Here is a 25,848-nt window from a genome sequence, read left to right on the forward strand (position 1 = left end):
GGAAGCCGGTGGTTACCGGCCCTTGAACTCCGGCGATCGCTTCTCGAACACCGCCTGGATGGCCTCGGTGAGGTCCTCCGACGGCAGGAACGCGGCGTTCCACGCGGAGACGTAGCGCAAGCCGTCGGCAACGCGCCCGGCCTTGGGCTGCTCGAGCACGTCCTTGATGCCCTGGACGACCAGCGGCGGATTGGCGGCGATCTCGCGGGCCATCGCGTGCGCGGCGTCGAGCACGGCGTCCTGATCCGCGTACACATCGTTGACCAGACCGATCCGCTCCGCCCGCGCGGCGTCGATGTCCTTGCCGGTATAGGCGAGTTCGCGCAGGTGCCCCTCGCCGATGATGCCCGGCAGCCGGTGCAGCGAGCCGACATCGGCGACGATGGCGACCTTCGCCTCGCGCAGGCTGAACGTGGCGTCGGCGCTGGCCAACCGGATGTCGGCGGCGGCGATCAGGTCCAGGCCGCCGCCGACACACCAGCCGGACACCGCCGCGATCACCGGTTTGCGGCAGTCGGCGACCGCGGTGACCGCGGCCTGCAGACGTCGGATGTCGTCGAGGAAGGCGGTGCGCGGCGCGGCCAAGGCCTTGTCGGCCAGCAGCGGACCGAACAGCGGGCTCATCGCCTGCAGATCGAGGCCGTAGGAGAAGTTCCGGCCCGACCCGGTGAGCACGATCGCGCGTACCTCCGGATCGGCCCCGAGCTCGGCGAAGACCAGCGGCAGCTCGCGCCAGAAGTCCGGGCCCATGGCGTTGCCCTTACCTGGGCCGATCAGCGTCACCTGCGCGACGTGGTCCTTGCTCTCGACCGCGAAAGCCTTCCATTCAGTCATTTGTCCAGCGTAGCGGCCTGCGGTCGGCGGACGGCCCGGCAGCCCGCCGTGTAAATCCTGTGCAACATTCGCCGCGATCCGCCTTCGGGGTCGGCGCGCCGGTGCGACGATGGCCGTCTCAGGATCTGCCGCCCCGGTTCCATTCGGAGGCCACCATGTTGATGCACAACGGCATCGGCTTGGACAATTTCAACTCGCTCCCCCGCACCCGCGCGGTACATGCGCTCTACGAATGCTGCTGTGCTGTGACCTGGGCGGAGAAGGTGGCCGACGGCCGCCCCTACCCGGACCGCGCCGCCTTGCTGGCCGCGGCCGATGTCGAACTCCCCGCGCTGTCCGCCGCGGATCTCGACCGCATCTTCGACTCGTTCGTGCGCCGGGAACTGCCCGAACGCACGCCGGAGGCACTCGGGCAAGCCGTCCGCGAACGGCTCGGCCACATGCTCGGCCCCTCCGACGGCTATCCCGACTATTGAGCGCGGGCCGCAGTGCTCCCCGCGCGGGCAACGTAGGTTGGAACTGTACGAAAGCAGCGAGACAGCGTCCCCCGCGCGGGCGCCGAGGCGGTGACATGAGCAGTTCCTCCGATGCCGAGATCGAGGTGCCCGACGATCTGAGCGGGATCACGGCCGCCCAGTACCGGTCCGCCATGCGGCACTATCCGTCCGGCGTCACCATCGTCACTCTCGACTCGGCGACCCGGCCGGTCGGCTTCACCGCCACCTCGTTCGCGTCGCTGTCGCTGGATCCGCCGCTGATCTCGTTCAATATCGCGCACACCTCGTCGAGCATCGAGGCCATGCACGCCGCCGACTCGGTGGTGGTGCATTTCCTCGGCGAGCATCAGCGGCACCTGGCGCAGCGGTTCTCGCGGGCCGCCGAGGAACGTTTCGCCGACCAGTCGCTGTGGACGCGCCTGGACACCGGCGAGCCGGTCCTGCACGGCACCCCGATCTGGGTGCGCGCGGTGGTGCACAAGCTCATTCCCGTCGGCGACCACACTCTGGTCGTGGGCCTGGCGACGCGGGTCTACGACAACACCGGCGACCAGCCGATCGCCGCGCCGCTGCTCTACTACAACGGCGGCTATCACCGGCCCACCGGCTTGGACTGAACAGCTTTGCGCGCCGCGGCGCGCGGGTTGACAAGGCGGGCGGCGTTCTGCCAATCTCGCATCAGGTCATGAGTGCCAGCGTCAAGCCCCGGCTAGCTGGTCGGCAACCCTCCTCCGCGGCGGGGTGCTCCGGGTGACGACCTGGCCGCTGCCCGACCGGGCACGGCAAGCGCGGACTCCGATTACTCGTTCCTTGCGGAGTCCATGACCCGAAGGATGACGTGATGACCGCTGTTCTCGACCCGACCTGTGCCCCCGTCGCCCGCGTCACCGGCCGCGATCTGCGAGTTCCGTTGGTGCAGGGCGGAACTCGCGCCTACGCCAATTTCGACTACGCCGCCAGTGCCCCCGCGCTCGCCCAGGTGGCCGACCGGGTGAGCGAGCTGCTGCCCTACTACGCCAGCGTGCATCGCGGCGCGGGTTACGCCTCCCGCGTCTCGACCGACTGCTACGAATCCGCCCGCGGGACCGTCGCCGACTTCCTGAACTGCGCCGACGACCAGGTCGTCGTGTTCACCCGCAACACCACCGACGCGCTGAACCTGCTGGCCGCGTGCGTGCCGGGCGACACCGTGGTCCTCGACATCGAGCACCACGCCAACTTCCTGCCCTGGACGCGCCACGGCCGCCGGGTGGTCCCCGCCGCGGACACCGTCGAGGAGACGATCCGCCGCCTGGTCGCCGAGCTGTGCACCAAACCCGCTGCGCTGCTTGCGGTTACGGGTGCGTCGAATGTGACCGGCGAGGTGCTGCCGCTGGAGCGGCTGGCCACGATCGCGCACCAGTGCGGCGCCCGCATCCTGGTGGACGCGGCGCAGCTGGCGCCGCATCGACGAATCAACCTGCAAGCCAACGGAATCGACTACGTGGCGTTTTCCGGCCACAAGCTCTACGCCCCGTTCGGCGCGGGCGTCCTGGCAGGCCGCCGCGACTGGCTCGACGCCGCCGAGCCGTATCTCGCCGGAGGCGGTGCCGTCCAACAGGTCACCGCCACCGACGCGCACTGGGCGCCCGCGCCGCAGCGCCACGAGGCCGGGTCACCGAACGTACTGGGCGTGGCCGCGCTGGCCGCCGCCTGCGACACCCTCGCCGCCCTGGACGAGGACACGGTCACCGCGCACGAGCGCCGCTTGACCGAGCGGCTGCGGCACGGCTTGGAAAGCGTTGCGGGCGTGCGGTTCCTGCGCATCTGGTCGGACAGCGCCGACGGCGTCGGCATCGTCGCGTTCACCGTGGACGGGTTCGCGCCCGGCCACTTCGCCGCGTACCTGTCGGCCGAACACGGCATCGGCGTCCGCGACGGCCGCTTCTGCGCGCACCCGCTGCTCGCGCGGCTCGGCGTCGACGGGGCGCTGCGCGCCAGCATCGGGCTGGGGACCAGCGCCGAGGACGTCGACCGGTTGGTCGAGGCGGTCAGGACGCTGGTCGAGCACGGGCCGGGCTGGGACTATGCCTGCACGGACGGGCAGTGGAACCCGACGCCGGAGACGCGTCCCGGGCTCGCGCCGGGTAGCGGGGCGGGGGCAGCGCCCTGCACGTTCTGAGGGCTCGGCGCGCCGAGGGCGGGCATCCTCGCGACCCTTCGCGGCGCGGTTCCTGCCCCGCCTCGGCGGCTCAGGGCGTGAGGTAGCGCTCGGCCAGTTCCTCGAGCATCGGGTCGTCGTCGGGGATCGCGTCCAGCAGCTCGAGATCGTTCTCGACAGAGAGCTGGCGGGTGTCCTCCTGCTCGGGATCCGGGGCGCCGTCCTCGTTCAGCTGCCGCAGAATCTTCGCGCGGATGCGTGTTTTCAGTGAATCTGCCATATCCCCAGCATGCCCAGTGGGCGCGAGTTATCCCCAGCGCCCACGCCGCGATCGCTCACACGGGTGCCAGCCAGGTACCCCAGGGGGTATTCCGAAACACCGTGAACAGTGTGAATACCGCGAGAATCATCCACAACCGAGCACGCCCGATCCGAAAAGGCAGCAACCGCCCGCCTTGTCCGTGCCACCGCCGCCAGCTCCAATGCCCCAGCCACACCACGAACCCGATCAACAGCGGCACCAACAGCACATTGCTGTGCACAGCATCGACGACATGGCCCTCGGTGAGGTTGTGCACACCCCGCAACCCGCCGCACCCCGGACACCACCATCCGGTCAGCGCGTAGAACGGGCAAATGCTGTAGGACCCCGGCACGTGCGGATCCCGGAAATGCAGCAGCGCGCCGACCGCGACCGCACCCCCGCCCACCAGAGCCGGCTGCCCCAACCCCCGCCAGCCCCCACGGCTGACCGACGGCCGCACACGCGCGATATCCACAATCGTCCACGGTAGCCGCCGGGAACTCGGCTCCGCCAGGTCAGCCGGGTTGTGCGAAGCGCAGAAGCCCGGCCCTATCCCCTGGCGGACCGTTCACGCACGGCCGCACCGTCGGTGACCGGCGCGGTGAGCGTGCCCGCGAGCATGTCGACGATCTCCGTCCAGGCCGCCTCGTCGTCGGCGGTCACGCGGCCGGATTCGACGGCCCGCTCATGGTCGGCGAGCAGGGCGAACAGCACCGTGGGCAGCGAGCGCAGCCGCCGGATCCGCAGGCGGGCGGGCAGGTCGGGCAGTCCGCGCTCGAGCCCGCGCATGATCACCCGCACCGAAGTGCGTTGTGCGGTATCGAGATTGGCCGCATCGGTCACGGCCGGGTGGGTGCGGATCTGCTCCAGGAAGCGGGCGTAGTGGCCGATCCCGTGTCGCGCGCTCAGCTCGAACATCGGGATCACCAGGGCCTCCAGCAGGCCGTGCACGCTCTCGGCGGCCGCCGAACCCGCTTGTTCCGCGAGCAGTTCCAGCCTGCGCACCTCCAGCGTCGCCAACCGGTGCTCGACCACTGCCGCGACGAGTCCGTCCCGCGAACCGAAGTGGTACTGGATCGCGGAATTGTTGCGCTGCCCGGCCGCGGCGGCGATGTCGCGCAGCGGCACGGTGGGTCCGCGCTCGGCGATCAATTGCTCCGCCGCCACGATGAGCCGCTCTCGGGCCGTCGTTTCCACAGTTCGAACCGTAGCGTCTCATCAGCATGTTGAGAAGTACCTCTTGACAGTTAAGGACTAGTGCTTAAAGACTGCGTGTGACGGCGCTCACGGATCTCCGGGCCCGTCTCCCTGCACGCAGGACCGCATCAGCGGCGGTCCGGAGGAGGAGTCACCTCGCGATGATCCTGGACAATTTCCGCCTGGACGGCCACGTCGCCGTCGTCACGGGCGCGGGCCGCGGCATCGGGGCCGCGACCGCCCTCGCGCTGGCCGAAGCCGGTGCCGATGTCGCCATCGCCGCCCGCACCGCCACGCAGCTCGACGAGGTCGCGGACCAGATCCGTGCCGTGGGCCGCCGGGTCGTCACGGTCCCCTGCGACCTGTCGGACCTCTCGGCCGTCACCGCGTTCGCCGATACCGCCGCGGCCGAGCTGGGCCGGCTCGACATCGTCGTCAACAATGTCGGCGGCACGATGCCGAACACCTTCCTCACCACCACGCCCGACTTCCTCGAAGAGGCGTTCCGCTTCAACGTGTCCACCGCGCACGCCCTGACCCAGGCCGCGGTCCCGCACATGTTGCGGGGCGACGGCGGATCGGTCGTCAACATCACCTCGATGATGGGCCGCGCACCCGGCCGCGGCTTCCTCGCCTACGGCACCGCCAAGGCGGCACTGGCGCACTGGACCCGTTTGGCCGCAACGGATCTCGCGCCACGCATCCGCGTCAACGCGATCGCGGTCGGCTCGGTGCTCACCTCCGCGCTGGACGTGGTCGCGCAGCAGCCGGAGATCAAGAAGCGCATGGAGGACGCCACCCCACTGCACCGCCTCGGCGAACCGTGGGAGATCGCCGCCGCCATCGTCTATCTGACCTCGCGCGCCGGCGGCTACGTCACCGGCAAGATCCTCGAGGTCGACGGCGGCATCGAGAGCCCGAATCTCGAACTGGGCCTTCCGGATCTGTGAGGAGAACACGATGACCTATCGCGTAGTGCAGTGGAGCACAGGCAATGTCGGCCGATGGGCGCTGCGGTCCATCATCGCCCGGCCGGAACTGGAACTGGTCGGCGTGTGGGTGTCCAGCGCGGCGAAGGAGGGCAAGGACGCCGCCGAACTGGCCGGACTCGACGAGCCGACCGGCGTGCTCGCCACCACCGACGCCGACGCCCTGCTCGCCCTGAAACCCGACTGCATCGTGCACACCGCCATGGCCGACGACCGCCTCATGGAGGCCGTCGAGGACCTGAAGAAGTTCCTGCGGGCGGGCATCAACGTCGTCTCGAGCAGTCCCGTATTTCTCCAATTCCCCTACGGCACCACGCCTTCCGAGGCGATCGACCCGATCGTCGCGGCCGCCGAGGAGGGCGACGCCTCCCTGTGGGTCAACGGCATCGACCCCGGCTGGGCCAACGACTGGCTCCCCCTGCTCGTCTCCAGCGGCAGCGAACGCATCGACCAGATCGTCTGCTCGGAGCTGATGGACTACTCCACCTACGACAACCCCAAGGTCCTGTTCGACATCATGGGCTTCGGCAGCCCCCTCGACGACCTCCCCCTCCTCCTCCAGCCCGGCGTCCTCACCCTCGCCTGGGGCAGCGTGGTCCGCCAACTCGCCGCCGCCCTCGACGTCGAATTGGACGAGGTAACCCAACATTTCGAACGCCTCCCCACCCCCACCCCCCTCGAGATAGCCGGCCGCACCATCGCCCCAGGCACCGCCGCCGCCCTCCGCTTCCAAGTCACCGGAACCCGCGCGGGCCGCCCGGTCCTCATCCTCGAACACATCACCCGCCTCCACCCCACCCTGGCCCCCAACTGGCCCCAACCCACCGGAAAGGGTTGCTACCGAGTAGAAATCAAGGGCGAACCCGACTACCAACTGGACCTCCAGCTCTACAGCGGAGGCGACCACGCCAAGGCAGGCCTGGTAGGCACCGCCGCCCGCCTCGTCAACACAGTCCCCGCCGTAATCCAGGCCCGCCCAGGCTTACTCACCGCCACCGACCTCCCGCTGACCACAGGTCGGGGGCTGGTCAGCCCCTGAGTCCAGGGTGTACGCCGCCGATGCTCACTGTGCCGATCGAACGGATAGGCAGGCCTACCTTCCTCCGCCCGGTCGGCACAATTGGCAGCGGCGCGTACGGCGCACCCCGTCTCGAAACCGTCCCCCATTCTTCGAATGCAAACGATAAGGCAACGATCGCACCTACCCGCGTGGTGAAACGATGTTCAGCGACACCTCGGCGCTTTACACTCGACCACAGTTGCGGAGCTCCAACAGTCTCCGTTCCGGGGAAGCAGGTTTGTTATGTCCGATTCGACGGAGAAGAGGATAGTCGTGCTCGCCGACCCAGGCGAAATCACGGCCGGACCCAAAGAAATCGTCAACATCCAGCTACCCTCGAAATATCATAATAATCCACCGCCTTCACGGTACTCGTTCTGGAAAGCGATTCAGCTCGCAGCAGAGGACTCCAAGGAAGCCCTCCCCGCGCCTGTCATATACTCCGTCGTCACATTTCCCACCTCCACGGACCTGTATTCGAACACCAAGCTTTTGGCGATCAGCTGGGATTCGGCCAATGGGGATCCGCTCTATCGGTCCGACGCGACACTCACCTACCTGAGGACGCAAGCGAGAGTCCATATCGCCGAGCTGATGAAGGAAGGAGCGACAGTATTCATCGAGTCGCAGACCGCGCAGTCCCGTCCTGTCCAGGAGTCGTACGACGCAGTCCTCGGTGCGGGCGAACTGCAAGTGGTGACCGATTGGCCGAGCAGAGCCACCGCCCACGGACGGAGAACGCGACGCGTTCGTGCACGGAAGAACCATCCCGTTCTGAGAGGACTGGCGGATCCGTTGGATCCTGATCTCAACTTGTGCAAGACGCGGCCACACGAGATTTTCCTCAATGTGCCGGACGAGTTGATCCCCAAGGCCAACGACGGGCGCGCCCGGGGAGGAATCCGCTATGACCCGCGTAGCGGTATTTCGGAGTCCACCTGGTTCGGCTGGTTCACCTGGTGGGGGCCGGACTGGGCGCCATTGCTCTACAACGATGGCCCGGACAGCGACAAAGGCCCCGTACTCCTCGCGAAGGTACGCGACCGGGGCCTTATTCTCGCTTCGACAATGTGGATCTCCGCATCCCAAACCCGCCTCGCGTCACGAATCGCCGAAACAGCGCTGTCCGAAGATCTGATGCGCGAAGTCCGTCGACACCACCGGGCCGCGAAGCGCCGCAGACTAGCGGTAGATCTCCTGGTAGGCGCCGCATTCCTGGCGGGTCTCATCCTGATCCTCACAGGTCTGATCGCGGTCGCCCGCGACAATGATCGAGATTGGGTGCTATCCGTCGCGGGCATCGGCATGGTCGGCACCACAGTGACAGCGTGGCAGCTCTTCGTCCAGCAGATCTGGCGTCGGCCGTTCGGCGTGCCCTTCTACGCCGCGTGGACGCGTTCTCGCAGGACCAAGCCCCGGGGCTGACGCGCTCCGACAATCGCCGGCCGTCGACCGATAACAGCGGCCGATGCGGACCCGATACCTGTCGATGAGGCTATCCCGTCATGTAGACTCCGCCCCTGTTCGCGTACATTGCTGTCCGAAGCCGGTTCGGTACTCATACGCATATCAAAGGTGGAGAGAGGTGGCGAAGGTGCAGCATGCCTGGGAAGGCCTGCGCTACGATGTCGTGGAATACCCCTTCGCTGAAATAATGCGAGAACATCTGGACGTCCCCGCTCTAGAGAAGCTGCACCATTATCACAATATTCCCGACCTGACTCCAGAAAACGAACAGAGCACCACGCTACACAAACAGATGTATGACATCGGTGCCACATTTCAGTCTATTTATCTCGCATTCGTGAAGCATGTGGTCGAACCACATTTCGGCGAGAAGCTGGTGTACCAGAAGAAACCCAACCTCAGATTCCAATTCCCAGGCAGTGTGGCCGTCGCAAACTGGCATCGCGACAGCGACGTAGGACACGCCGAATACGAGACGAACATCTGGGTTCCTCTCACTGCTGTCAACGACAAGAACTGCGTGTGGATGGAGTCCCGGCCAGGGCTTGGTGACTATCGGCCTGCGGTCGTTCCATTCGGCTCCGCCCTCATATTCCAAGCGGCCGCACTGCGTCACGGAAACATGCCGAACACGTCCGATCAGACAAGAGTCAGTTTCGAGTTCCGAGTCATCAAGGCCGCCGATTATCAAGACCGTGACGAAAGATCCGTGAACATGCACAAGCGGTTCGCGCTCGGTGATTACTTCGATCAATTCTGATCGCTGCCACCGCGGACGCCTCGGGGATTCCTGCGTCGAGTTCGACTGCGTCCGTGACCCTTTCACCTTCCCGGGCTGAACCCATTGCGCGCAAGGGGGTTTCGCTTCTAGGGCTCGCGATGTGCCACGCGGGCGCCGAGCCCTTCACACCCAACCTGTCCTGGCATGAGTACAGCACCGCTCGTTCAGTGCTATCTGATTCACGAGTCCGCATCGCCCGAAGCTAGGCCGCCACGCCCGGCTCCCACTACCCGCGTTGGTTGTGGAGCCGAGATGGCGACGGAGCGGCTGGCGTCGGGGCGAACCGAGGCTGAGTCCCCGGCCTTCGCGGTGGACGCTGGGCGAGAGGAATCGATGCTGGCTACGATCTTTCCCGTTCACCGACCCCCACGTTGATAAGGGAGACCCGCCTATGCCCGCCCTGCTGAATTCCGCGCATGCCGTAACCAAGCTTCCCGCGCAGGATCTCGACCGAGCGCGGCGGTTCTACCGTGACGTGCTCGGCCTCGAGGCCGTCGAGGAACGCGAGGGCGGGCTGCGTTACGTGTGCGGGACGACGGAGTTCCATCTGTTCCTCTCCTCCGGCGCCGCATCGGGAACCTCGACACAGATGGGCTTCGAGGTCGACGATCTCGACCAGGTCATGGCCGAACTACGTGAACGCGGACTCCGTTTCGAAGCCTTCGATATCCCGAACTTCAAGGTCGACGGCGACGTGGTGACCGTCCCCAGCAACTACCCCAGCAAGGGAACCGGCGAGCGCGGCGCGTTCTTCCGCGACAGCGAGGGCAACCTCCTGGCCCTCGGCCAAGCGATTCGATGACGTGGCGAGTATGGAGCCGCCTGGGGGAATCGAACCCCCGACCTTTTCATTACGAGTGAAGCGCTCTACCGACTGAGCTAAGGCGGCGTGCCTTTCGGCGGGTGAGAGTCTATCTGCTTGCGGGCGGAATGTGAAAACGGGTGGTCATCGGGTGGGGGTGCGGGCGGCTATGAGGCCGGCGACCATGGCGGCTACGGCGAAGCGGGGTTTGACGTTCTGGTCGAGCGCGGTGCGGCAGTCCAGGACGGCCTCGATGGAGCGGAGTAGGCCCTCGGGGCGGACCTCGGTGGCGAGGTCGCGGATCTGGTCGGGGAGGTCGGGGTGGGTGAGGGCGACGCCCGACGAGGCGGCGGGGTGGGCCGCGCCGAAGCGGACGGCGAGGGCGTCGCGGTAGAGGCCCGCGACGTCGATGAGGGCGCGGTCCAGGGAGTCGCGGCTGGTACGGGTGGCGCGCGACTTCTGGCGGCGTTCCAGGTCTTTGAGGGCGCCGGCCGAGCCGCGGGTGGCGGAGGCGGTGCCCTTGCCGGTGCCGCCGGCGCCCAGGGCGGTCGCGAGTTCTTCCTTCTCGCGCTCGTCGCGGGCGGCGCTCATCTGTTTGGCCTCTTCCTCGGCCGTCTTCACCAGCTCGTCGGCGGCCGCGTAGGCGGCGCCCGGGCGGGCGGTGGCCGATACCAGGGCCAGGGCACGCTGGCGGCGGGCCTGCGCCTCGGGATCGGTGGCCAGCCGACGGGCGCGGCCGACGTGACCGCCGCTGATCGAGGCGGCCCAGGCGGCCTTGTCCGGGTCCAGGCCGTCACGTTCGCGCAGCACTTGGGCCACGGCCTCGGTGGACGGGGTGACGAGGTGGACGTGGCGGCAGCGGGAGCGCAGCGTGACCGAGATGTCCTCCGGATCGTCGGAGGGGGCGCACAGCAGGAACACCGTGCGCTCCGGCGGCTCCTCGACCACCTTCAGCAGCACGTTGCCCGCGGCCTCGGTCAATCGGTCCGCGTCCTCGACCAGCACCACCTGCCAGCGGCCGGTACTGGGCCGGCGCGAGGCCACCTGCACGATGTCGCGCATCTCCTTGGTGCCGATGCTCAAGCCCTCGGGGACCACCCGCCGCACATCGCCGTGCGTGCCCGCCATGGTGGTGGTGCAGGCGTGGCAGTGGCCGCAGCCGGGCGTGCCCGAGTCGGTGCACTGCAGGGCCGCGGCGAAGCACAGCGCCGCGACCGAGCGGCCGGACCCCGGCGGCCCGGTGAACAACCACGAGTGCGTCATCGCCGACGACGCGACACCGCTGCGCGCGGCCACCGCCGCAGCGGTCAGCTCGGACTCGACCGCATTCTGGCCCACCAGCCGATCGAAGACACCCACCACGCCGTACACCCTAGCCGCCGCCACCGACAACCCCGACGAACAAGCAGAGCGAGCCCGCCGCCCGAAATCTCAGGACGCGCGCTGATGCGTCGTGTTCGCCCCGTCGAGCGCCTCACGGATGATGTCCGCGTGCCCGCTGTGGTGCGCGATCTCCCGCAGCATGTGCAGGAACGTGAAACGTACTGTCTGCCAAACCCTTTCGGGAGCCCACGGCGCGGTCGGAACCGGGATCGAGGCGTCGAGGCTGTCCACCGTGCGGATCAGGTCGGCGGTGTTCTCCGCCACCGCGTCCCACTCCTTCAACAACCCCTCGACGGTCTCCTCCGGAGCCAGCTTGTACTCCGAATCGAATTGCGACACATCGATTTCCGCGTTCTCGTCACGCTCGACGATCACCGTCGACCAGTGCTGTTCGACGTGCACGAGATGGTGCAGCAGCCCGCCCAGCGTCAGCTCGCTGACCGTCGTGCGCTGCCGCGCTTGCGCATCGTCGATGTCGCGCAACGTGATTCGGAACAGCTCACGCTGGTTCGCCAGCATCTCGATCAGTGATTCGCGTTCCCGGCCGGCCTGTTCGGTGGATGGTGCGGTCATCGAATGTCCTTCCGCTGGCGTGCCCGAATGGCTGCACACGCTACGGCAGAATATGGGCGCGAATCGGACATCGTCCGATTTCCGCTAGCGGAACGCTCAGGCCTTCTTCGCGGCCGCCTTGGTCGCCTTCTTCGCGGTCGACTTCTCGGCCGTCTTCTTCGCCGCCGTCTTCTTGGCCGTCGTGGTCTTCTTGGCGGCGGTGGTCTTCTTGGCGGCGGCCTTCTTCGTGGTCTTCTTGGCCGCCTTCTTCACCGGTCCCCGGGCGCGGCGGTCGGCCAGCAGCTCCGACGCGCGCGCATCGGTGATCGACTCCACCTCGTCGCCCTTGCGCAGGCTGGCATTGGTCTCGCCGTCGGTGACGTACGGACCGAACCGGCCGTCCTTGATGACCATCGGCTTCCCGCTCGCCGAGTCGGTGCCGAGTTCGCGCAGCGGCGCCGCACTGGCCGCCTGCCGCCCGCGCCGCTTGGGCTCGGCGTAGATCTTCAGCGCCTCCTCCAGCGTCACGGAGAAGATCTGGTCCTCACTCGTCAGCGACCGAGAGTCGGTGCCCTTCTTCAGATATGGGCCGTAGCGGCCGTTCTGCGCGGTGATCTCCTCACCGGAGGCCGGGTCCGTGCCCACCACCCGCGGCAGCGACAGCAACAGCAGCGCGTCGTCGAGGGTGATCGTCGACAGGTCCATGGACTTGAACAGCGACCCGGTGCGCGGTTTGGGACCGGCGGCCTTCTTCGACCCCTTCTTGGCGGTCGTGTCCTCCTCCGGCTCGGGCAGGATCTCGGTGACGTACGGCCCGAAACGGCCTTCCTTCGCCACGATCCGGTGCCCGGTCTCGGGATCGACGCCGAGTGTGCGGCCTTCCTGCGGGGTCGAGAACAGCTTCTCCGCGACCTCGGGGGTCAGCTCGTCGGGCGGCAGGTCGTCGGGCAGGTTGGCGCGCTGCGAGACCGGGTCACCGTCCGGGTCGTCGGGATTGACGACCATCCGCTCCAGATACGGCCCGAAGCGACCGACGCGGACGACGACATCGCGCCCCTCCTCGTCGGTGAACAGCTTGATCGAGTTGACCTCGCGCGCATCGATGTCGTCGAGCTGCTGCCCGACCATCTGCTTGAGCCCGCCCGACCGCGCGACCGACCCCTCGGCCCCCGAATCGCCGCCGAAGTAGAAGCTGGACAACCAGTTTCCGCGTTGCTCGCGGCCGCCGGCGATGGCGTCGAGATCGTCCTCCATCGCGGCGGTGAAGTCGAAGTCGACCAGTCTGCCGAAGTACGCCTCCAGCAAACCCACCACCGCGAACGCCACCCACGAGGGCACCAGGGCGTTGCCGCGCTTGTACACGTAACCGCGGTCGAGGATGGTCTTGATGATCGAGGCGTAGGTCGACGGGCGGCCGATCCCCAGCTCTTCGAGCGCCTTGATCAGCGAGGCCTCGTTATAGCGCGGCGGCGGGTTGGTGGTGTGCCCGTCCGGGGTCAGCTCGGTGGCCGAGACGCCCTGGCCCTCGGTCAGCGCCGGCAGCCGCGACTCGGCGTCGTCGGACTGGCCGCCGGACTCCTCGTCGACGCTCTCCACATACGCCTTGAGGAAGCCGGCGAAGGTGATGGTGCGACCCGAGGCGGAGAACACGCACTCCTCGCCGGTGCCCGCGTGGCCGGTGATCCGCACGGTCAGCGTGGTGCCGCGGGCGTCGGCCATCTGGGATGCGACGGTGCGCTGCCAGATCAGCTCGTAGAGCCGGAACTCGTCGGTGTCGAGGCGGGAGGACAGCTGGCCGGGCGTGGCGAAGGTGTCGCCCGCCGGGCGGATCGCCTCGTGTGCCTCCTGCGCGTTCTTGACCTTGCGGTTGTACTGCCGCGGCGTCGGATGCACGAACTGCGCGCCGTAGAGCTGCGTGGCCTGCGCCCGCGCCGCCGCGATCGCCGACTCCGACAGCGTCGTGGAGTCGGTACGCATGTAGGTGATGTAGCCGTTCTCGTACAGCCGCTGCGCCACCCGCATGGTGCGTTCGGAGCCGAAGCGCAGTTTGCGCGCGGCCTCCTGCTGCAGTGTGGAGGTCATGAACGGGGCGTACGGGCGGCGGGTGTACGGCTTCGACTCGACCGAGCTGACCTGGAAGTCGGCCCCCGCCAAGGCCTCCGCGAGCCGGCGCGCGTAGCCCTCGTCCAGAACCGTTACGCCACTGGTCTTCAGCTGTCCGTCGGCCCCGAAGTCCCGGCCGCCCGCGACGCGGGAACCGTCGACGGTGACCAGGCGCGCGCCGAACGTGCGCGGATTGGCCGCGTCACCCTCGCCGGTGCCGGCGTCGAATTTGGCGGCGATATCCCAGTACTCGGCCGAGCGGAACGCCATGCGCTCGCGCTCGCGCTGCACGATGATCCTGGTCGCGACGGACTGCACGCGGCCCGCCGACAGTCGCGGCATGACCTTCTTCCACAGCACCGGACTGACCTCGTAGCCGTACAGCCGGTCCAGGATGCGCCTGGTCTCCTGCGCGTCGACCAGGTCGTTGTCCAGGTCGCGGGTGTCGGCGGCGGCGGCGCGGATGGCCGGTTCGGTGATCTCGTGGAACACCATGCGCCGCACCGGCACCTTGGGCTTCAGCGTCTCGAGCAGGTGCCAGGCGATGGCCTCGCCCTCGCGGTCGGGGTCGGTGGCGAGGTAGAGCTCGTCGGCGTCGGCCAGCAGGCTCTTCAGCTCGGAGACCTTGGCCTTCTTGTCCGGGCTGACCACGTAGATGGGCTCGAAATCGTTGTCGACGTCGACGCCCAGGCGGGCCCAGGACTGGCCTTTGTATTTGGCGGGCACGTCCGCCGCACCGCGCGGCAGGTCCCGGATGTGGCCGACGGACGCCTCCACGGTGTAGCCGCGGCCGAGATAGGGGGCGATCTTGCGGGCCTTCGTCGGCGACTCGACGATGACGAGACGACGCAGGGGGCGGCCCTGGTCGGGCGCTGCCTGGGGCTTCGGCGCTGCACCGCGGTCTCGTGTTGCCACCGGCGAACACACCTTTCCTGTCGACCCGCGCGGCGCGGGCGGCGCAGCACGCGGCTGGGGCAAGCGGCGGAGAACAGATGTCCCCCGCCAGTCACGTTTATACCGTGTCGTAGCGCCACACTTCTGTTGCGGCGTGTTGGATAGCCCCGTTTTGCGGTCGAGTGTACTGCCCCAGATACGGCTCGTCCCCCACCGCGTCGGCGGTGAGGGACGAGCGATCTGACCTGTTGGGTTGACCCGCTCAGCTGAGCGCGCGAACTCCGGTGGCCTGCGGGCCCTTGGTGCCCTGGCCGACCTCGAATTCGACCTTCTGGTTCTCCTCGAGGGTACGGAAGCCCGTGCCCTGGATCTCGGAGTAGTGGACGAAGACGTCAGCGGAGCCGTCCTCGGGCGCGATGAAGCCGAACCCCTTCTCCGCGTTGAACCACTTCACAGTTCCCTGTGCCATTCTGTTCCTTCTCTTTCCATACCGGAACGGCGGACAAGTTTGGTTCGTCCACCGGGTCCGTTCCGACCGCTGTACTCTGTTCCCCCTGCAGGAAGCTCAAGCACACCGTTCGCAACATCGATCCTGCTGATGGTTTGGACCTTTGATCCGTTCCCTCGAACACAGAAGCTTGCGACCAGGAACCAGTGAACCATGTCTCCGAGCAATTCAACAGTCGAGTTACCGACAATTTGCAAAAAAGATGATCTTGCGAATGTGCAGGTGAGGGCGACAATGCCCAAATCCAGACTTGAAGTAGGTTTGCTTCCGGATAACCGAGCGAGCGTCAGGCAAACAGGCTGTGACGCAGATCGCTACTCGGTAGTGAAATGCCAGGTAGGACCGATGCAACACACACGATTCACACATTCTCTGCGCACCGAGGTCTCGACCCGATGAATCCGACCGACCCGTCTGCTCAGGCGGGCGCCGGCAAACAATCGAGCTATGGTCGATCGTTGCTGAATCGTGTCCTTTCCGGACTTCCGGATGGCGAGGCTCGTCTAACTCATGTGACCGACTTACCCGCGCGGCCCGCGCGAGTCACCGAGTGGCCGACCTGGTTACCGCGGGAAGTGGTCGAGGCATTACACGAGACCGGCGTGGAATTGCCCTGGTCACACCAGATCGCGACCGCCGAGGCGGCCGTGGGCGGACGCCATGTCGTGGTGTCGACGGGCACGGCGTCGGGAAAGTCGCTGGGATATCAACTGCCCGTACTCACCGCGCTGCTGGAGGATCCGCGGGCGACGGCGCTGTATCTCTCTCCCACCAAGGCATTGGGCGCGGATCAGTTGCGCGCGACCGCCGCCCTCACGCACGAGGGCCCGCTGCGCGACATCCATCCCGCCACCTACGACGGTGATACGCCCGCCGAGGTCCGCCAGTGGGTGCGCGCCAACGCTCGCTGGGTGTTTACCAACCCCGACATGCTGCACCTGGGCATCCTGCGGTCGCACCAGCGGTGGGCGCGGGTGCTTCGCCGACTGCGCTACGTGGTGATCGACGAATGTCATGCCTACCGCGGGGTTTTCGGCTCGCACGTGGCACTGGTGCTGCGCAGGTTGCGGCGCATCGCGGCGCACTACGGGGCCGATCCGGTGTTCGTGCTGTGCTCGGCGACCACCGCCGACCCCGCCGCCTCGGCGTCGCGGCTGATCGGAGCGCCGTGCGTGGCGGTCACCGAGGACGGGTCGCCGCAGGGCGCGCGGACCGTCGCGCTGTGGGAGCCGGCGTTGTTGCCCGCGGTGAGCGGGGAGAACGGGGCGCCGGTCCGGCGGCCCGCCACCAACGAGGCGGCCCGGATCATGACCGATCTGGTCGCCGAGGGCGCGCGCACGCTGACCTTCGTCCGGTCGCGGCGGGCCGCCGAGGTCGTCGCGCTGGAGACCCGCCGCATGCTGGCCGAGGTCGACCCCGACCTGGCCGAACGCGTGAGCGCCTATCGCGCCGGCTATCTCGCGGAGGACCGGCGCGAGCTGGAGGCCGGGCTGTCCGACGGGACGCTGCTCGGTGCCGCGACGACCACCGCGCTGGAGCTGGGCGTCGACATCGCGGGACTGGACGCCGTGGTCATCGCGGGTTTTCCGGGGACCGTCGCGTCGTTCTGGCAGCAGGCGGGACGGGCCGGGCGGCGCGCGCAGGGATCGCTGGTGATGCTGGTCGCGCGGGACGATCCGCTGGACATGTATCTCGTGCACCACCCGGACGCGCTGCTCGGGCGGCCGGTGGAGGCGACCATCACCGATCCGCGCAATCCCTGTGTGCTGGAACCACATCTGCTGTGCGCGGCCCTCGAGCAGCCGCTGACCGACGACGAGGTGCGCGAGTTCGGCGCGTCCGCGCTGGTGGACGAGCTGGCCGCGCAGGGACTGATTCGCCGCCGGGCCTTGGCGAAGGGCCCGGCGCGCTGGTTCGCCACCGCCGTGGAGCAGCCGCACGACGCGGTCGACGTGCGCGGCGGGATCGGCGCGCGGGTGGCGATCGTCGACGAGGAGAGCGGCCGGCTGCTCGGCACCGCGGATGCCGGGCGCGCGCCCGCCACCTTGCATCCCGGTGCCGTGCACCTGCATCAGGGCGAAACCTACGTGGTCGACGAACTGGACCTCGACGGCGGTGTGGCGTTCGTGCACGCCGCTCAGCCGGGCTGGACGACCAGCGCCCGGGCGGTCACCTCGATCACCGTCGACGAGGTGACCACCGAGCACGTGCACGGTTCGGTCACCGCCGCGCTGGCCGAGGTCCGGGTGAGCCGCCAGGTGGTCGGGTATCTGCGGACGCTGCCGACCGGCGAGGTGCTCGACCTGATCGAACTGGAACTGCCGGAGCAGACGCTGCCGACCCGGGCCGTGCTGTACACGGTCACGCCGAACCTGCTGGCCAGGGCCGGGATCGACCCGAAACGGGTGCCGGGGGCGCTGCACGCGGCCGAACACGCCGCGATCGGGATGCTGCCGCTGGTCGCCAGCTGCGATCGGTGGGACATCGGCGGGGTGTCCACGGCCGAGCACGCCGATACCGGGCTGCCCACGGTGTTCGTCTACGACGGGCATCCCGGTGGTGCGGGATTCGCCGAGCGCGGGTTCGCGCGGCTGCGGACCTGGTTGGCGGCGACGCTGGCGGCCGTCGAGTCGTGCGGGTGCCCCGGCGGGTGTCCGTCCTGCGTGCAGTCGCCCAAGTGCGGCAACGGGAATCACCCGCTGGACAAAGCCGGAGCGGTCGCGCTGCTGACGGCCGTGCTGGCGGAGTTGCCGGACGATCTGCCCGATTACGAGGGAGAACCCCGAACGTGACGGCCGAGTCATCCGCGTGAGACCGCTTCGCGATGCCTGTCCGGATCGTCCGATGCTGTCCGACCTCGGGCAAACCGCGCGACCTCGAATAAAGAGGACCAGTTTCATGTTAACTGAGGCATTGCCCCGCCTGATTAACTAGTCGATGCCCATTCGGTTCGAATAGCGCTCCGCGGACAAATTGAAAAGCGTCGATACCAGAATTCTTCGCCGGGCAATTCGCCAATCCGGAACACTCTTTGCGACCATATGTGGCTCGGGTCACGCATTCTTCCGGCACCAACCGTACGGTCTGAAAATCACTCGGCGGGTGCCGTCTCGGACACCGGTCCGGCGCGTGCGGACGCGCGGACCGTCCGTTCTCCTAATGGACTTATCGAGACGGTCAGCGTCACGGTGACGGTCACGTCCCATTCGGCGACAGCGCATGATTCGACGCGTCCTCCCATACGCCGTGTGAGTTCACCGGCTCGCGCGCAACCGGCCTCGGCGCCAGCGTCGAGAGCGCCGGCGGCGGCCAGGGCGCTCAGGTCGGCGGCGGACTGAGCGCGATGACGTGCCACGACGACCGTTCCGACGTGCATGATCAACAGCGTCGCCGCGAGCAGCGCCGCTAAGGCCAGGCAGGCGGTGACCGTGGCTATGCCGTCGTCGGTCCGCCACCGGTCGGGAGCTCGGCGAGTCATTCGGGTTCGCCCGGCTCTCGTTGCGCTGTCGCTTCGGCGTGTAGTTCGAGTGGGAGCAGGGGTGCGGGGGCGGTGACGACCGCGATCACCTGGTCGCCCTCCGTGCGGACAGTGACGGAGGCGCCGGGCGGTGCAATGCGGCGAGCGACTGGGACGGCGTCGGCGGTGGCGCCGCGGGCGGCCAGGCGGGCGGCCTCGCGGGCGGCGTCGACACAGCGGATCTGGGTCGGCGCCGCCAGCAGGCCTCCTATACACAGCACCACGACGACCACGAGGGCGGCGAGCGCGATCGCGGCCTCCACGGTCACCGCACCGACCTCACCGCGACCACGGCGGTGGGCGGGAACGGTTGTGGCCAGGGGACTTTCGCCCCTCGGCGTCACACCTTCGTGTTCAACGCCTGATCGATGATCCGCGTCAGGGCGTTCACGATCGAATCTCCGGTCACGACGGTGTAGAGCACCGCACCGAAGGCCGCCGCCGCAATGGTGCCGATCGCGTACTCCGCGGTACTCATCCCATCGTCGGCCACCACCGCCTGCGTCAACCGCGACCGCACCTCCAGCACCGCCCTCCGAATCGTCGACTGCACAGCTCTCCCCTTCCTCCTCCACCGGCGCGGCCGATCCGCACCGAAGTCCCCAGCCCCGCCCAGCTCCGACAAGCACCCGCCGTACTCCACACGCGCTCACAGCATCCCCGCCTCTCGTCACGCCAGCGGGCGGCCGCCTTCCACACGTGCTCACAGCACTCCGCTTCTCGTCACCGAGGCCAGCAGACAGCCGCCGTCTTCCACACGTGCTCACAGCACTTCGCCCTTTCGTCGCCGAGGCCATCGGACGGTCGCCGCCTTCCGCGTGCGTTCGTGGCCTGCGTTCCGGTGTCCGGCGTGGGATGGCCTGGTATTCCAGGCGCGCGCTCACAGCAGGCCGCCTTCGAGGACGTGGGTGGCCAGGCCGATGACCACCGGGACGATGCCGAGGCAGAGGAAGGCGGGGAGGAAGCAGAGCCCTAGCGGGCCGCTGATCAGGACGCCCGCTCGTTCGGCTCGGGCGGCGGTGGTGTCCTCCAGCGCGGCGCGGAAGTGTTCCGCCAGTTCGGCTACCGCGTCTGCGAGGGCGGAGCCGGAGCGGGCCGATCTGCGGACGAGGCGGGCCAGCGCCTGGACCTCCTCGGTGTCGGCTTCGGTGGCGGCCCGTTCCCAGGCCGCGATCGGGTCCGCGCCGAGTGCCATGAGGTCTGCCGCGCGCAGCAACGCGGTGCCCAATGGCTCGGGAGCGCTCCTCGCCACGGCTCGGGCGGCGGTGGCGATCGGCAACCCGGAACGGAGGCAGGCGGCGAGTAGCTGCAGCGCCGACGCGGTGGCCAGCGGATCGTTTGCGGCACAGCCGTTTCCGACGCGTCCGGGCGGGAGGACCCGCCCGGCGTGCACGGCCCGCAGACGGTCGGCGGGAGTGATCCGACCCGGCACGAGCAGTATCGCAATCGCCGAGAGCAGCAGCGGGAGCGAGGAAGCGGTCATGGCCTAGCCCCTCGCCGACCGATGCTCAAGGCTTGTCGGCTGCCGGTGCGCAAGGCTTGTCGGCTACCCGTGCACAAAACTTGTCGGCAGCCGGTACACAAGCCTTGTCCGCTGCCGGTGCGCAAGGCTTGTCCGCTGCCGGTACACAAGGCTTGTCCGCTGCCGGTACACAAGGCTTGTCCGCTGCCGGTACACAAGGCTTGTCGGCAGCCGGTACACAAGGCTTGTCGGCAGCCGGTGCACAAGGTTTGTCGGCTGCCAGTGCACAAGGCTTGCCTTGCACCGATCCACCACTGTCGCAACATCTTCGGAGGTCGGCGGGACTGCCGACCAACGTTCCCGAGCAGGACCGAGCGGGCGAGGCCGTAACCCGAAGTGCCGCGACGGCGCGCAGCTGCCACACCCTGCGCGGCTGTTGTGCGTCGTGTGGCTGTCATATCAGTACCTTTCGGGTGATGGTGTCCGTCCAGAGCAGGCCTGCGCTGATCAAGGCGGTGCCGAGGGGGAGTAGTACTGCGCCGGGGCCCGGGGTCAGCAGGATTCGGAGGGGTGTGGCGCCGAGTAGTTGTCCTAGTGCGATGCCGAGGAGGGGTAGGGCGGCGAGGACGGTGGCGGTGGCTCGGGGGCCGGCCAGGGCGGCGATGGTGCGGTCGCGGAAGCGTTTGCGGCTCAGGAGGTCTGCGCGCATGGTGGCGAGGAGGTCGGCGAGGGCGAGGCCGTGTTGTTCGGCGACCTGCCAGGCCGCGGCGACGTGTGCGAGTTCCGTGGCGATGACCGACTCCGGGGCCCGCAGGCCGTCCGCCGCCGAGCCGCCGAGTCGGCTGCGCGCCGAGCAGACCGCGAAGGCCCGCGCCGCCGCGCCCTCGAGGTCGCTCGCGGCCGTCGCCGCCGCGACGCTCGGGTGCGCACCGACCCGCAGCTCCCCTACCACCGTCTCCAGCCCCGCGGCCAGCGCCGCACACTCGTCATCGCGCACGCGATCCCCAGCACGCTGCCGCTTGCGCACGACGACGGTGCCGACCACGATCACAGCCGCGAGAAACGGCCCGGCCCCCACCACCGCGGTCCCCGCCACGGCCGACGCAACCACCGCTCGAAACACCATGCGACTCGGCACTTTTCGCCGCACTCGCCGACCGAACAAGCCGACCCACCTGCGCCGCGCCGCCGAATCCGGCACGACCAGCACCGCCCCCGCGAGACAACACAGCACCACACTCATGCCCGCGCCACCGACAGCCGGACCCGGCCAACCCACGTCACGAACGAACCGGCGACGGCAGACTGGCCCCACCAACGGCCCAGTGCAGGAAGACGCGCGGCGGACGAACCGGCGACGGCCAGCCAGCCGCAACCACGAACCGGTACGGAAAGTTGCGCGGTGGTCGAGTTTGTATGCGGCCCTGCCACGCTCGTCCACTGGGCGCGGGCTTCCCTGGTAATGCCCTGTTCAGCAACGAGAGTCGGTGGCCTGTTTGTGACGACGGGCGCATAGACGCCAGCATGGGGAGGGTGTTCTGCCAGGTTGGGGGGTGGCTTCATGGGGTGAGCCGATCGGTGAGTAGGTGGGCCATGCGGGTGGCGGCGGGGGCGGGGGTGCCGTCGGCGTGCCAGGAGGGTTCTATGTGGACCTGGCCGGTGGGGTCGCGGGTTACCAGGCCGATTTCGCGGAGGGTGCGGGAGCCGTCGGGGTGGCGGTGGACGTGGAGGATCACCTGGACGGCGGCGGCCAGTTGGCTGTGCAGGGCGGGGCGGCCCATGCCGCCCAGTGCCGCGAGGGCTTCCAGGCGGGCGGGGACCTCCTGCGGGGAGTTCGCGTGGACGGTGCCCGCGCCGCCGTCGTGGCCGGTGTTGAGGGCGGTCAGCAGGTCGACGACCTCGGCGCCGCGCACCTCGCCGATGACGATGCGGTCGGGCCGCATGCGCAGGGCCTGGCGGACCAGGTCGCGGACGGTGACCGCGCCCGCGCCCTCCACGTTCGCGGTGCGGGCCACCAGGCGCACCACGTGCGGGTGCGGGGGCGCGAGTTCGGCCGCATCTTCCACACAGACGATGCGTTCCGCCGCAGCGACTTTCGCCAGCAGTGCCGACAGCAGCGTGGTCTTGCCCGCACCAGTGCCGCCCACCACGAGGAACGCCAGGCGCGCCCGAACGATGCGCTCCAGCAACAGTTTCGCGGCCGCGGGCACCGACCCGGAGGCCGCCAACGCGTCCAGGCCTTGCGCGGCCGGGCGCAGCACGCGCAGGGACAGGCAGGTGCCGCCGTGCGCGATCGGCGCCAGCACGGCGTGCAGCCGCACACCGAACGAATTGCCCGGCACGCCTTCGACTCCGGGCAGGCGGCCGTCCACCCACGGCTGGGCGTCGTCGAGCCGCCGGCCCGCGGCCAGGGACAGCCGCTGCGCCAGCCGCCGGACCGCGGCCTCGTCCGGAAAGGTCACCGAGGTCCGCCGCAGGCCCTGCCCGCGATCCACCCACACCGCGTCCGGCCCCGTGACGAGCACATCCGAGACGTCCGGATCGTGCAGCAGCGGCTCCAGCACCCCCACCCCCGTCATCTCGGTCTGCAACAGCCGCAGCACCCGCAGCAGATCGGTATCCCCCAGCACGCCACCGGCTTCGGCCCGGATCGCCGCCGCCATCCGCGCCGGATCGGGCTCCCCCGACTCCACCGCCAACCGCTCCCGCACCCGATCCAACAGCGCGGGCGTCACCAGCCCGCTCACCATTCACCTCCGACGCTCGCGCGGGTGCTCATCGGTCGTCCTTCGAGAGCGTGGCGAGAATCGTGGCGGCGGCCGTGCGGAGGGGGCCGCGAGGCAAGGTGAGGCCGGTGCGTTCCAGGTGCGTGGTGAGGGCGGGCTGAGGGCGAAGAGCGGCCAGCAGGGGCAAGTCGAGGGCGTCGGCAACCTCGCCGGCGGACAGGCCGCCGGGTGCGGGTCCGCGAACGACCAAGGCCTGGTTGGGATTTCGGCGGGCCACGTGGGCGGTGACGGCTCGGGCGGCGGCGACCGCGCGCAGGCGGGCGGGGACGACCAGAACCACCAGGTCGGCGGCGTCGAGCATCTGGTCGGCGTGCGGGCCGCGCTCGCCGGATACGTCGCAGACCACGAGATCGCCGGCGAGGCGGCCGGCCTCGACCACCGCGCGGACCGCGCCCGGGGCGAGCTCGGGCGGGATCTCGCCCGGGCCCGCGCGCCCGCAGGCCAGCACCGCGAGGCCGGGGCAGGCGGACGGCAGGGCGTCGTGCAGTGCCGCGGCGGCCACCCGGCCCTCTTCGACCACCAGGTCCGGCCAGCGCAGGCCCGGCGTGGACTCGATGCCGAGCAGCAGGTCGATCCCGCCGCCCAGCGGGTCGCCGTCGACCAGCAGCGTCGCCTCCCGGAATCGCCAGGCCGCGCCGGTCAGCGCGACCGCCGCGGCGAGTGTGGAGGCGCCCGCGCCGCCGCCCGCGCCCAGCACGGCGACCACCGACCCGTCGCCCGGGCCGCGCTGGGCGTGGTGGGCGAACGACTCGATCAGCGCGTCGGCCTCAGCGGGCAGCGCGAGCACCCGTTCGGCGCCGACGGCGGCGGCCGCCTGCCAGTCGAGCAAACCGGGTTCGCCCTCCGTCACCAGCAGGGTGCCGCCGCGGCGCGGATAGCCGGCCGCCGCGCAGGCGTGGGCCGCGGCGGTGTCGAGAATCACGAGCGCCGCCCCGGCCCAGGCGTGCCGGCCGAGCGGCATCGCGGCGGCCGCGATCCGGCGGTCGGCCGCGGCCGCCACTCGCCCGACCTCCTCGCGCAATCGCTGAGGGGTGACGAGCACCACCACCGGCGGCGACGACGCGGGCTCGCAATCCTGGCTCGCAGCAATGGAATTCATGCGACCAGCGTCGCTCGGCGGGAACGGCGCGAACAGGGCCCACACGGCGAGTGTGGATAACTCGGGGGCTGTGAGCACAGAGTTGACGGCGAGTACCGCACAAACGTGCCGGAAATAGAGGACGGCCCCAGCCGGGGGGGGAGGAGGCTGGGGCCGTCGGGGTTCAGCCCCGGGGGGTCGGGCTGAACACGCCTGGACCATGTCCAGGTGCCAGCAATACTACACCCAGGCCCCGGCGGAAACGCAAGTCCACCGGCCGAGGAAGTTTCCGCCGGGAGCCTCAGCGTCGCGGCGGCAAACCCCTGCCCGACCGGCCCGGAGACCGACAGCGGCCCCCCCGCCGCCACATCGACCGCAAATCTCCCTATTCTGGACCGCGTGACGGCCGAGGGCGCCCCGACAGCTGCGGGAAAACGGACGAACGCGGGCCGGGTCGCGGCCTTCTTCGACCTCGACAAGACGGTGATCGCCAAGTCCAGCGCGTTCGTGTTCAGCAAGCCGTTCTTCGACCAGGGCCTGCTCAACCGGCGCACCGTGCTGGAGAGCAGCTACGCGCACTTCCTGTTCCTGCTCTCCGGCGCCGACCACGACCAGATGGAGCGCATGCGCGAGCATCTGACCAAGATGTGCGCGGGCTGGGACGTGGGCCAGGTCAAGTCGATCATCGCGGAAACCCTGCACGAACTGGTGGATCCGCTGATCTACGCCGAGGCCGCCGACCTGATCGCCGACCACAAGATCCGCGGGCACGACGTGGTGATCGTGTCCGCCTCCGGTGAGGAGATCGTCGGCCCGATCGCCGACGCCCTGGGCGCGACGCACACCGCGGCCACCCGGATGGTCGTCGAGGATGGGCGGTACACCGGGGCGGTCGACTTCTACTGCTACGGCGAGGGCAAGGTCGAGGCGATGCGGCGGCTGGCCGAGGCCGAGGGCTACGACCTGTCGCGGTGCTACGCGTACTCGGATTCGATCACCGATCTGCCGATGCTCGGCGCGGTCGGGCACCCGACGGCGGTCAATCCGGACCGAAATCTGCGGCGGGAGGCCATATCTCACGGCTGGCCGATCCTGACCTTCTCGAATCCGGTGTCGCTGTGGGCCCGGCTGCCGGCGCCGTCCTCCACCACCGTCGCCGCGACGGCCGTGGTGGGAGTGAGCGCGGTGCTGGCGGGCGCGCTCAGCTACCGGCTGCTGCGCCGACGCCGTTGAACTCTCCAACCCCGGGTGATCGACACCAACTATCAATAACACCACGAAAAGCCGTGCGTCGTGTCCGTTGGAAGAATGTTTTCGGAGGCCTTGCTGTGACGGGGCACACAGAGTAACAATGGACGCACGGAAGGACGGAAGGCCAAGATCGGAGCGGAAGAGAAGGTTCGGTCTCCCATCCACTCCTTCCCAGCACGGACGTCAGGTACCCACGCGGAGCACGCCGCGCAAGGGCAACAGCGTTGTGGGCTTGCGAAATCC

25 protein-coding genes, 1 tRNA gene and 1 riboswitch are annotated in these 25,848 nt (G+C 68.9%); of the genes, 10 read left to right on the forward strand and 16 right to left on the reverse strand.

Features of this window, described 5'->3' with window-relative positions:
* Positions 1-12: 12 nt before the first annotated feature.
* A complete protein-coding gene (locus IU476_RS17255) occupies positions 13-834 on the reverse strand; it encodes a crotonase/enoyl-CoA hydratase family protein (protein ID WP_195101345.1) in 822 nt (273 codons plus the stop codon).
* A gap of 155 nt (positions 835-989) precedes the next feature.
* Between IU476_RS17255 and IU476_RS37065 the strand changes: the two genes are divergently transcribed.
* The 3 genes from IU476_RS37065 to IU476_RS17270 all read left to right on the forward strand — a co-directional run bounded on the left by IU476_RS37065 (position 990) and on the right by IU476_RS17270 (position 3,492).
* Positions 990-1,310: a 2-oxo-4-hydroxy-4-carboxy-5-ureidoimidazoline decarboxylase gene (locus IU476_RS37065; RefSeq protein WP_195101348.1), complete on the forward strand. Its 321-nt coding sequence runs from the start codon at positions 990-992 to the stop codon at positions 1,308-1,310.
* A gap of 95 nt (positions 1,311-1,405) precedes the next feature.
* On the forward strand, positions 1,406-1,948 hold the full coding sequence (locus IU476_RS17265) for a flavin reductase family protein (RefSeq protein ID WP_195101350.1): 543 nt from the start codon (positions 1,406-1,408) through the stop codon (positions 1,946-1,948).
* A 64-nt stretch (positions 1,949-2,012) separates the two neighbouring features.
* Positions 2,013-2,126: riboswitch (SAM riboswitch) on the forward strand.
* Positions 2,127-2,172: 46 nt separating this feature from the next.
* On the forward strand, positions 2,173-3,492 hold the full coding sequence (locus IU476_RS17270) for an aminotransferase class V-fold PLP-dependent enzyme (protein ID WP_195101352.1): 1,320 nt from the start codon (positions 2,173-2,175) through the stop codon (positions 3,490-3,492).
* Positions 3,493-3,562: 70 nt separating this feature from the next.
* Here the strand turns inward: IU476_RS17270 and IU476_RS17275 are convergent, their stop codons facing one another.
* The 3 genes from IU476_RS17275 to IU476_RS17285 all read right to left on the reverse strand — a co-directional run bounded on the left by IU476_RS17275 (position 3,563) and on the right by IU476_RS17285 (position 4,972).
* Complete coding sequence (locus IU476_RS17275) at positions 3,563-3,751, reverse strand: hypothetical protein (RefSeq protein ID WP_195101354.1); 189 nt, start codon at positions 3,749-3,751, stop codon at positions 3,563-3,565.
* Between the two features lie 55 nt (positions 3,752-3,806).
* Positions 3,807-4,250, reverse strand: a complete 444-nt coding sequence (locus IU476_RS17280) for a DUF2752 domain-containing protein (protein ID WP_195101356.1) — start codon at positions 4,248-4,250, stop codon at positions 3,807-3,809.
* A gap of 74 nt (positions 4,251-4,324) precedes the next feature.
* On the reverse strand, positions 4,325-4,972 hold the full coding sequence (locus IU476_RS17285; protein ID WP_195101358.1) for a TetR/AcrR family transcriptional regulator: 648 nt from the start codon (positions 4,970-4,972) through the stop codon (positions 4,325-4,327).
* 161 nt (positions 4,973-5,133) lie between these two features.
* On the opposite strand from IU476_RS17285, the gene IU476_RS17290 reads away from it, so the two are divergent.
* From IU476_RS17290 to IU476_RS17310, 5 genes are all read left to right on the forward strand, one after another.
* Positions 5,134-5,922, forward strand: a complete 789-nt coding sequence (locus IU476_RS17290) for an SDR family oxidoreductase (protein WP_195101360.1) — start codon at positions 5,134-5,136, stop codon at positions 5,920-5,922.
* A 10-nt stretch (positions 5,923-5,932) separates the two neighbouring features.
* The gene (locus tag IU476_RS17295; RefSeq protein WP_195101362.1) at positions 5,933-7,000 is read left to right on the forward strand and encodes an NAD(P)H-dependent amine dehydrogenase family protein; all 1,068 of its coding nucleotides are present in this window, start codon (positions 5,933-5,935) and stop codon (positions 6,998-7,000) included.
* Between the two features lie 264 nt (positions 7,001-7,264).
* Positions 7,265-8,446: a hypothetical protein gene (locus IU476_RS17300; RefSeq protein WP_195101364.1), complete on the forward strand. Its 1,182-nt coding sequence runs from the start codon at positions 7,265-7,267 to the stop codon at positions 8,444-8,446.
* A gap of 160 nt (positions 8,447-8,606) precedes the next feature.
* Positions 8,607-9,248 (forward strand): hypothetical protein, encoded by a 642-nt coding sequence (locus tag IU476_RS17305; RefSeq protein WP_195101366.1) that lies wholly within the window; start codon positions 8,607-8,609, stop codon positions 9,246-9,248.
* Between the two features lie 412 nt (positions 9,249-9,660).
* Positions 9,661-10,071 (forward strand): VOC family protein, encoded by a 411-nt coding sequence (locus tag IU476_RS17310; protein ID WP_195101367.1) that lies wholly within the window; start codon positions 9,661-9,663, stop codon positions 10,069-10,071.
* Positions 10,072-10,082: 11 nt separating this feature from the next.
* Here IU476_RS17310 and IU476_RS17315 read toward each other — a convergent pair.
* The 5 genes from IU476_RS17315 to IU476_RS17335 all read right to left on the reverse strand — a co-directional run bounded on the left by IU476_RS17315 (position 10,083) and on the right by IU476_RS17335 (position 15,472).
* Positions 10,083-10,158: transfer RNA gene (locus IU476_RS17315), tRNA-Thr, on the reverse strand.
* Between the two features lie 57 nt (positions 10,159-10,215).
* Entirely contained in the window at positions 10,216-11,433 is a 1,218-nt protein-coding gene (locus IU476_RS17320; protein ID WP_195101368.1) for a DNA polymerase III subunit delta', read from the reverse strand.
* A 69-nt stretch (positions 11,434-11,502) separates the two neighbouring features.
* Positions 11,503-12,027, reverse strand: coding sequence for a mycothiol transferase (locus IU476_RS17325; RefSeq protein ID WP_195101369.1), 525 nt, complete (start codon positions 12,025-12,027; stop codon positions 11,503-11,505).
* Between the two features lie 96 nt (positions 12,028-12,123).
* Positions 12,124-15,024 carry a type I DNA topoisomerase gene (topA, locus tag IU476_RS17330; protein ID WP_438944024.1) on the reverse strand — a complete coding sequence of 967 codons (2,901 nt, stop codon included), beginning with the start codon at positions 15,022-15,024 and terminating at the stop codon, positions 12,124-12,126.
* A gap of 241 nt (positions 15,025-15,265) precedes the next feature.
* Positions 15,266-15,472, reverse strand: a complete 207-nt coding sequence (locus IU476_RS17335) for a cold-shock protein (RefSeq protein ID WP_019044597.1) — start codon at positions 15,470-15,472, stop codon at positions 15,266-15,268.
* Between the two features lie 434 nt (positions 15,473-15,906).
* On the opposite strand from IU476_RS17335, the gene IU476_RS17340 reads away from it, so the two are divergent.
* On the forward strand, positions 15,907-18,303 hold the full coding sequence (locus IU476_RS17340; protein WP_195101370.1) for a DEAD/DEAH box helicase: 2,397 nt from the start codon (positions 15,907-15,909) through the stop codon (positions 18,301-18,303).
* 299 nt (positions 18,304-18,602) lie between these two features.
* On the opposite strand, the gene IU476_RS17345 is transcribed toward IU476_RS17340, so the two are convergent.
* The 7 genes from IU476_RS17345 to ssd form a co-directional block, all read right to left on the reverse strand.
* A complete protein-coding gene (locus IU476_RS17345) occupies positions 18,603-18,989 on the reverse strand; it encodes an Rv3654c family TadE-like protein (protein ID WP_195101371.1) in 387 nt (128 codons plus the stop codon).
* Positions 18,986-19,297 carry a TadE family type IV pilus minor pilin gene (locus IU476_RS17350; RefSeq protein ID WP_195101372.1) on the reverse strand — a complete coding sequence of 104 codons (312 nt, stop codon included), beginning with the start codon at positions 19,295-19,297 and terminating at the stop codon, positions 18,986-18,988. The genes IU476_RS17345 and IU476_RS17350 overlap by 4 nt, the downstream gene beginning before the upstream one ends.
* Positions 19,298-19,368: 71 nt before the next feature.
* Positions 19,369-19,554 carry a DUF4244 domain-containing protein gene (locus IU476_RS17355; RefSeq protein ID WP_195102009.1) on the reverse strand — a complete coding sequence of 62 codons (186 nt, stop codon included), beginning with the start codon at positions 19,552-19,554 and terminating at the stop codon, positions 19,369-19,371.
* Positions 19,555-19,908: 354 nt separating this feature from the next.
* Positions 19,909-20,511 (reverse strand): type II secretion system F family protein, encoded by a 603-nt coding sequence (locus IU476_RS17360; RefSeq protein ID WP_195101374.1) that lies wholly within the window; start codon positions 20,509-20,511, stop codon positions 19,909-19,911.
* Positions 20,512-20,944: 433 nt separating this feature from the next.
* Positions 20,945-21,616, reverse strand: a complete 672-nt coding sequence (locus IU476_RS17370; protein ID WP_324194106.1) for a type II secretion system F family protein — start codon at positions 21,614-21,616, stop codon at positions 20,945-20,947.
* A 433-nt stretch (positions 21,617-22,049) separates the two neighbouring features.
* Positions 22,050-23,237 carry a TadA family conjugal transfer-associated ATPase gene (locus tag IU476_RS17375; protein ID WP_195101381.1) on the reverse strand — a complete coding sequence of 396 codons (1,188 nt, stop codon included), beginning with the start codon at positions 23,235-23,237 and terminating at the stop codon, positions 22,050-22,052.
* 28 nt (positions 23,238-23,265) lie between these two features.
* Positions 23,266-24,375, reverse strand: coding sequence for a septum site-determining protein Ssd (gene ssd, locus IU476_RS17380; RefSeq protein WP_195101383.1), 1,110 nt, complete (start codon positions 24,373-24,375; stop codon positions 23,266-23,268).
* A gap of 369 nt (positions 24,376-24,744) precedes the next feature.
* Between ssd and IU476_RS17385 the strand changes: the two genes are divergently transcribed.
* Positions 24,745-25,587, forward strand: a complete 843-nt coding sequence (locus IU476_RS17385; RefSeq protein ID WP_228823885.1) for an HAD family hydrolase — start codon at positions 24,745-24,747, stop codon at positions 25,585-25,587.
* Positions 25,588-25,848: the final 261 nt, after the last annotated feature.

The organism is Nocardia blacklockiae, from assembly GCF_015477355.1.
Classification (GTDB): Bacteria; Actinomycetota; Actinomycetes; order Mycobacteriales; family Mycobacteriaceae; genus Nocardia; species Nocardia blacklockiae.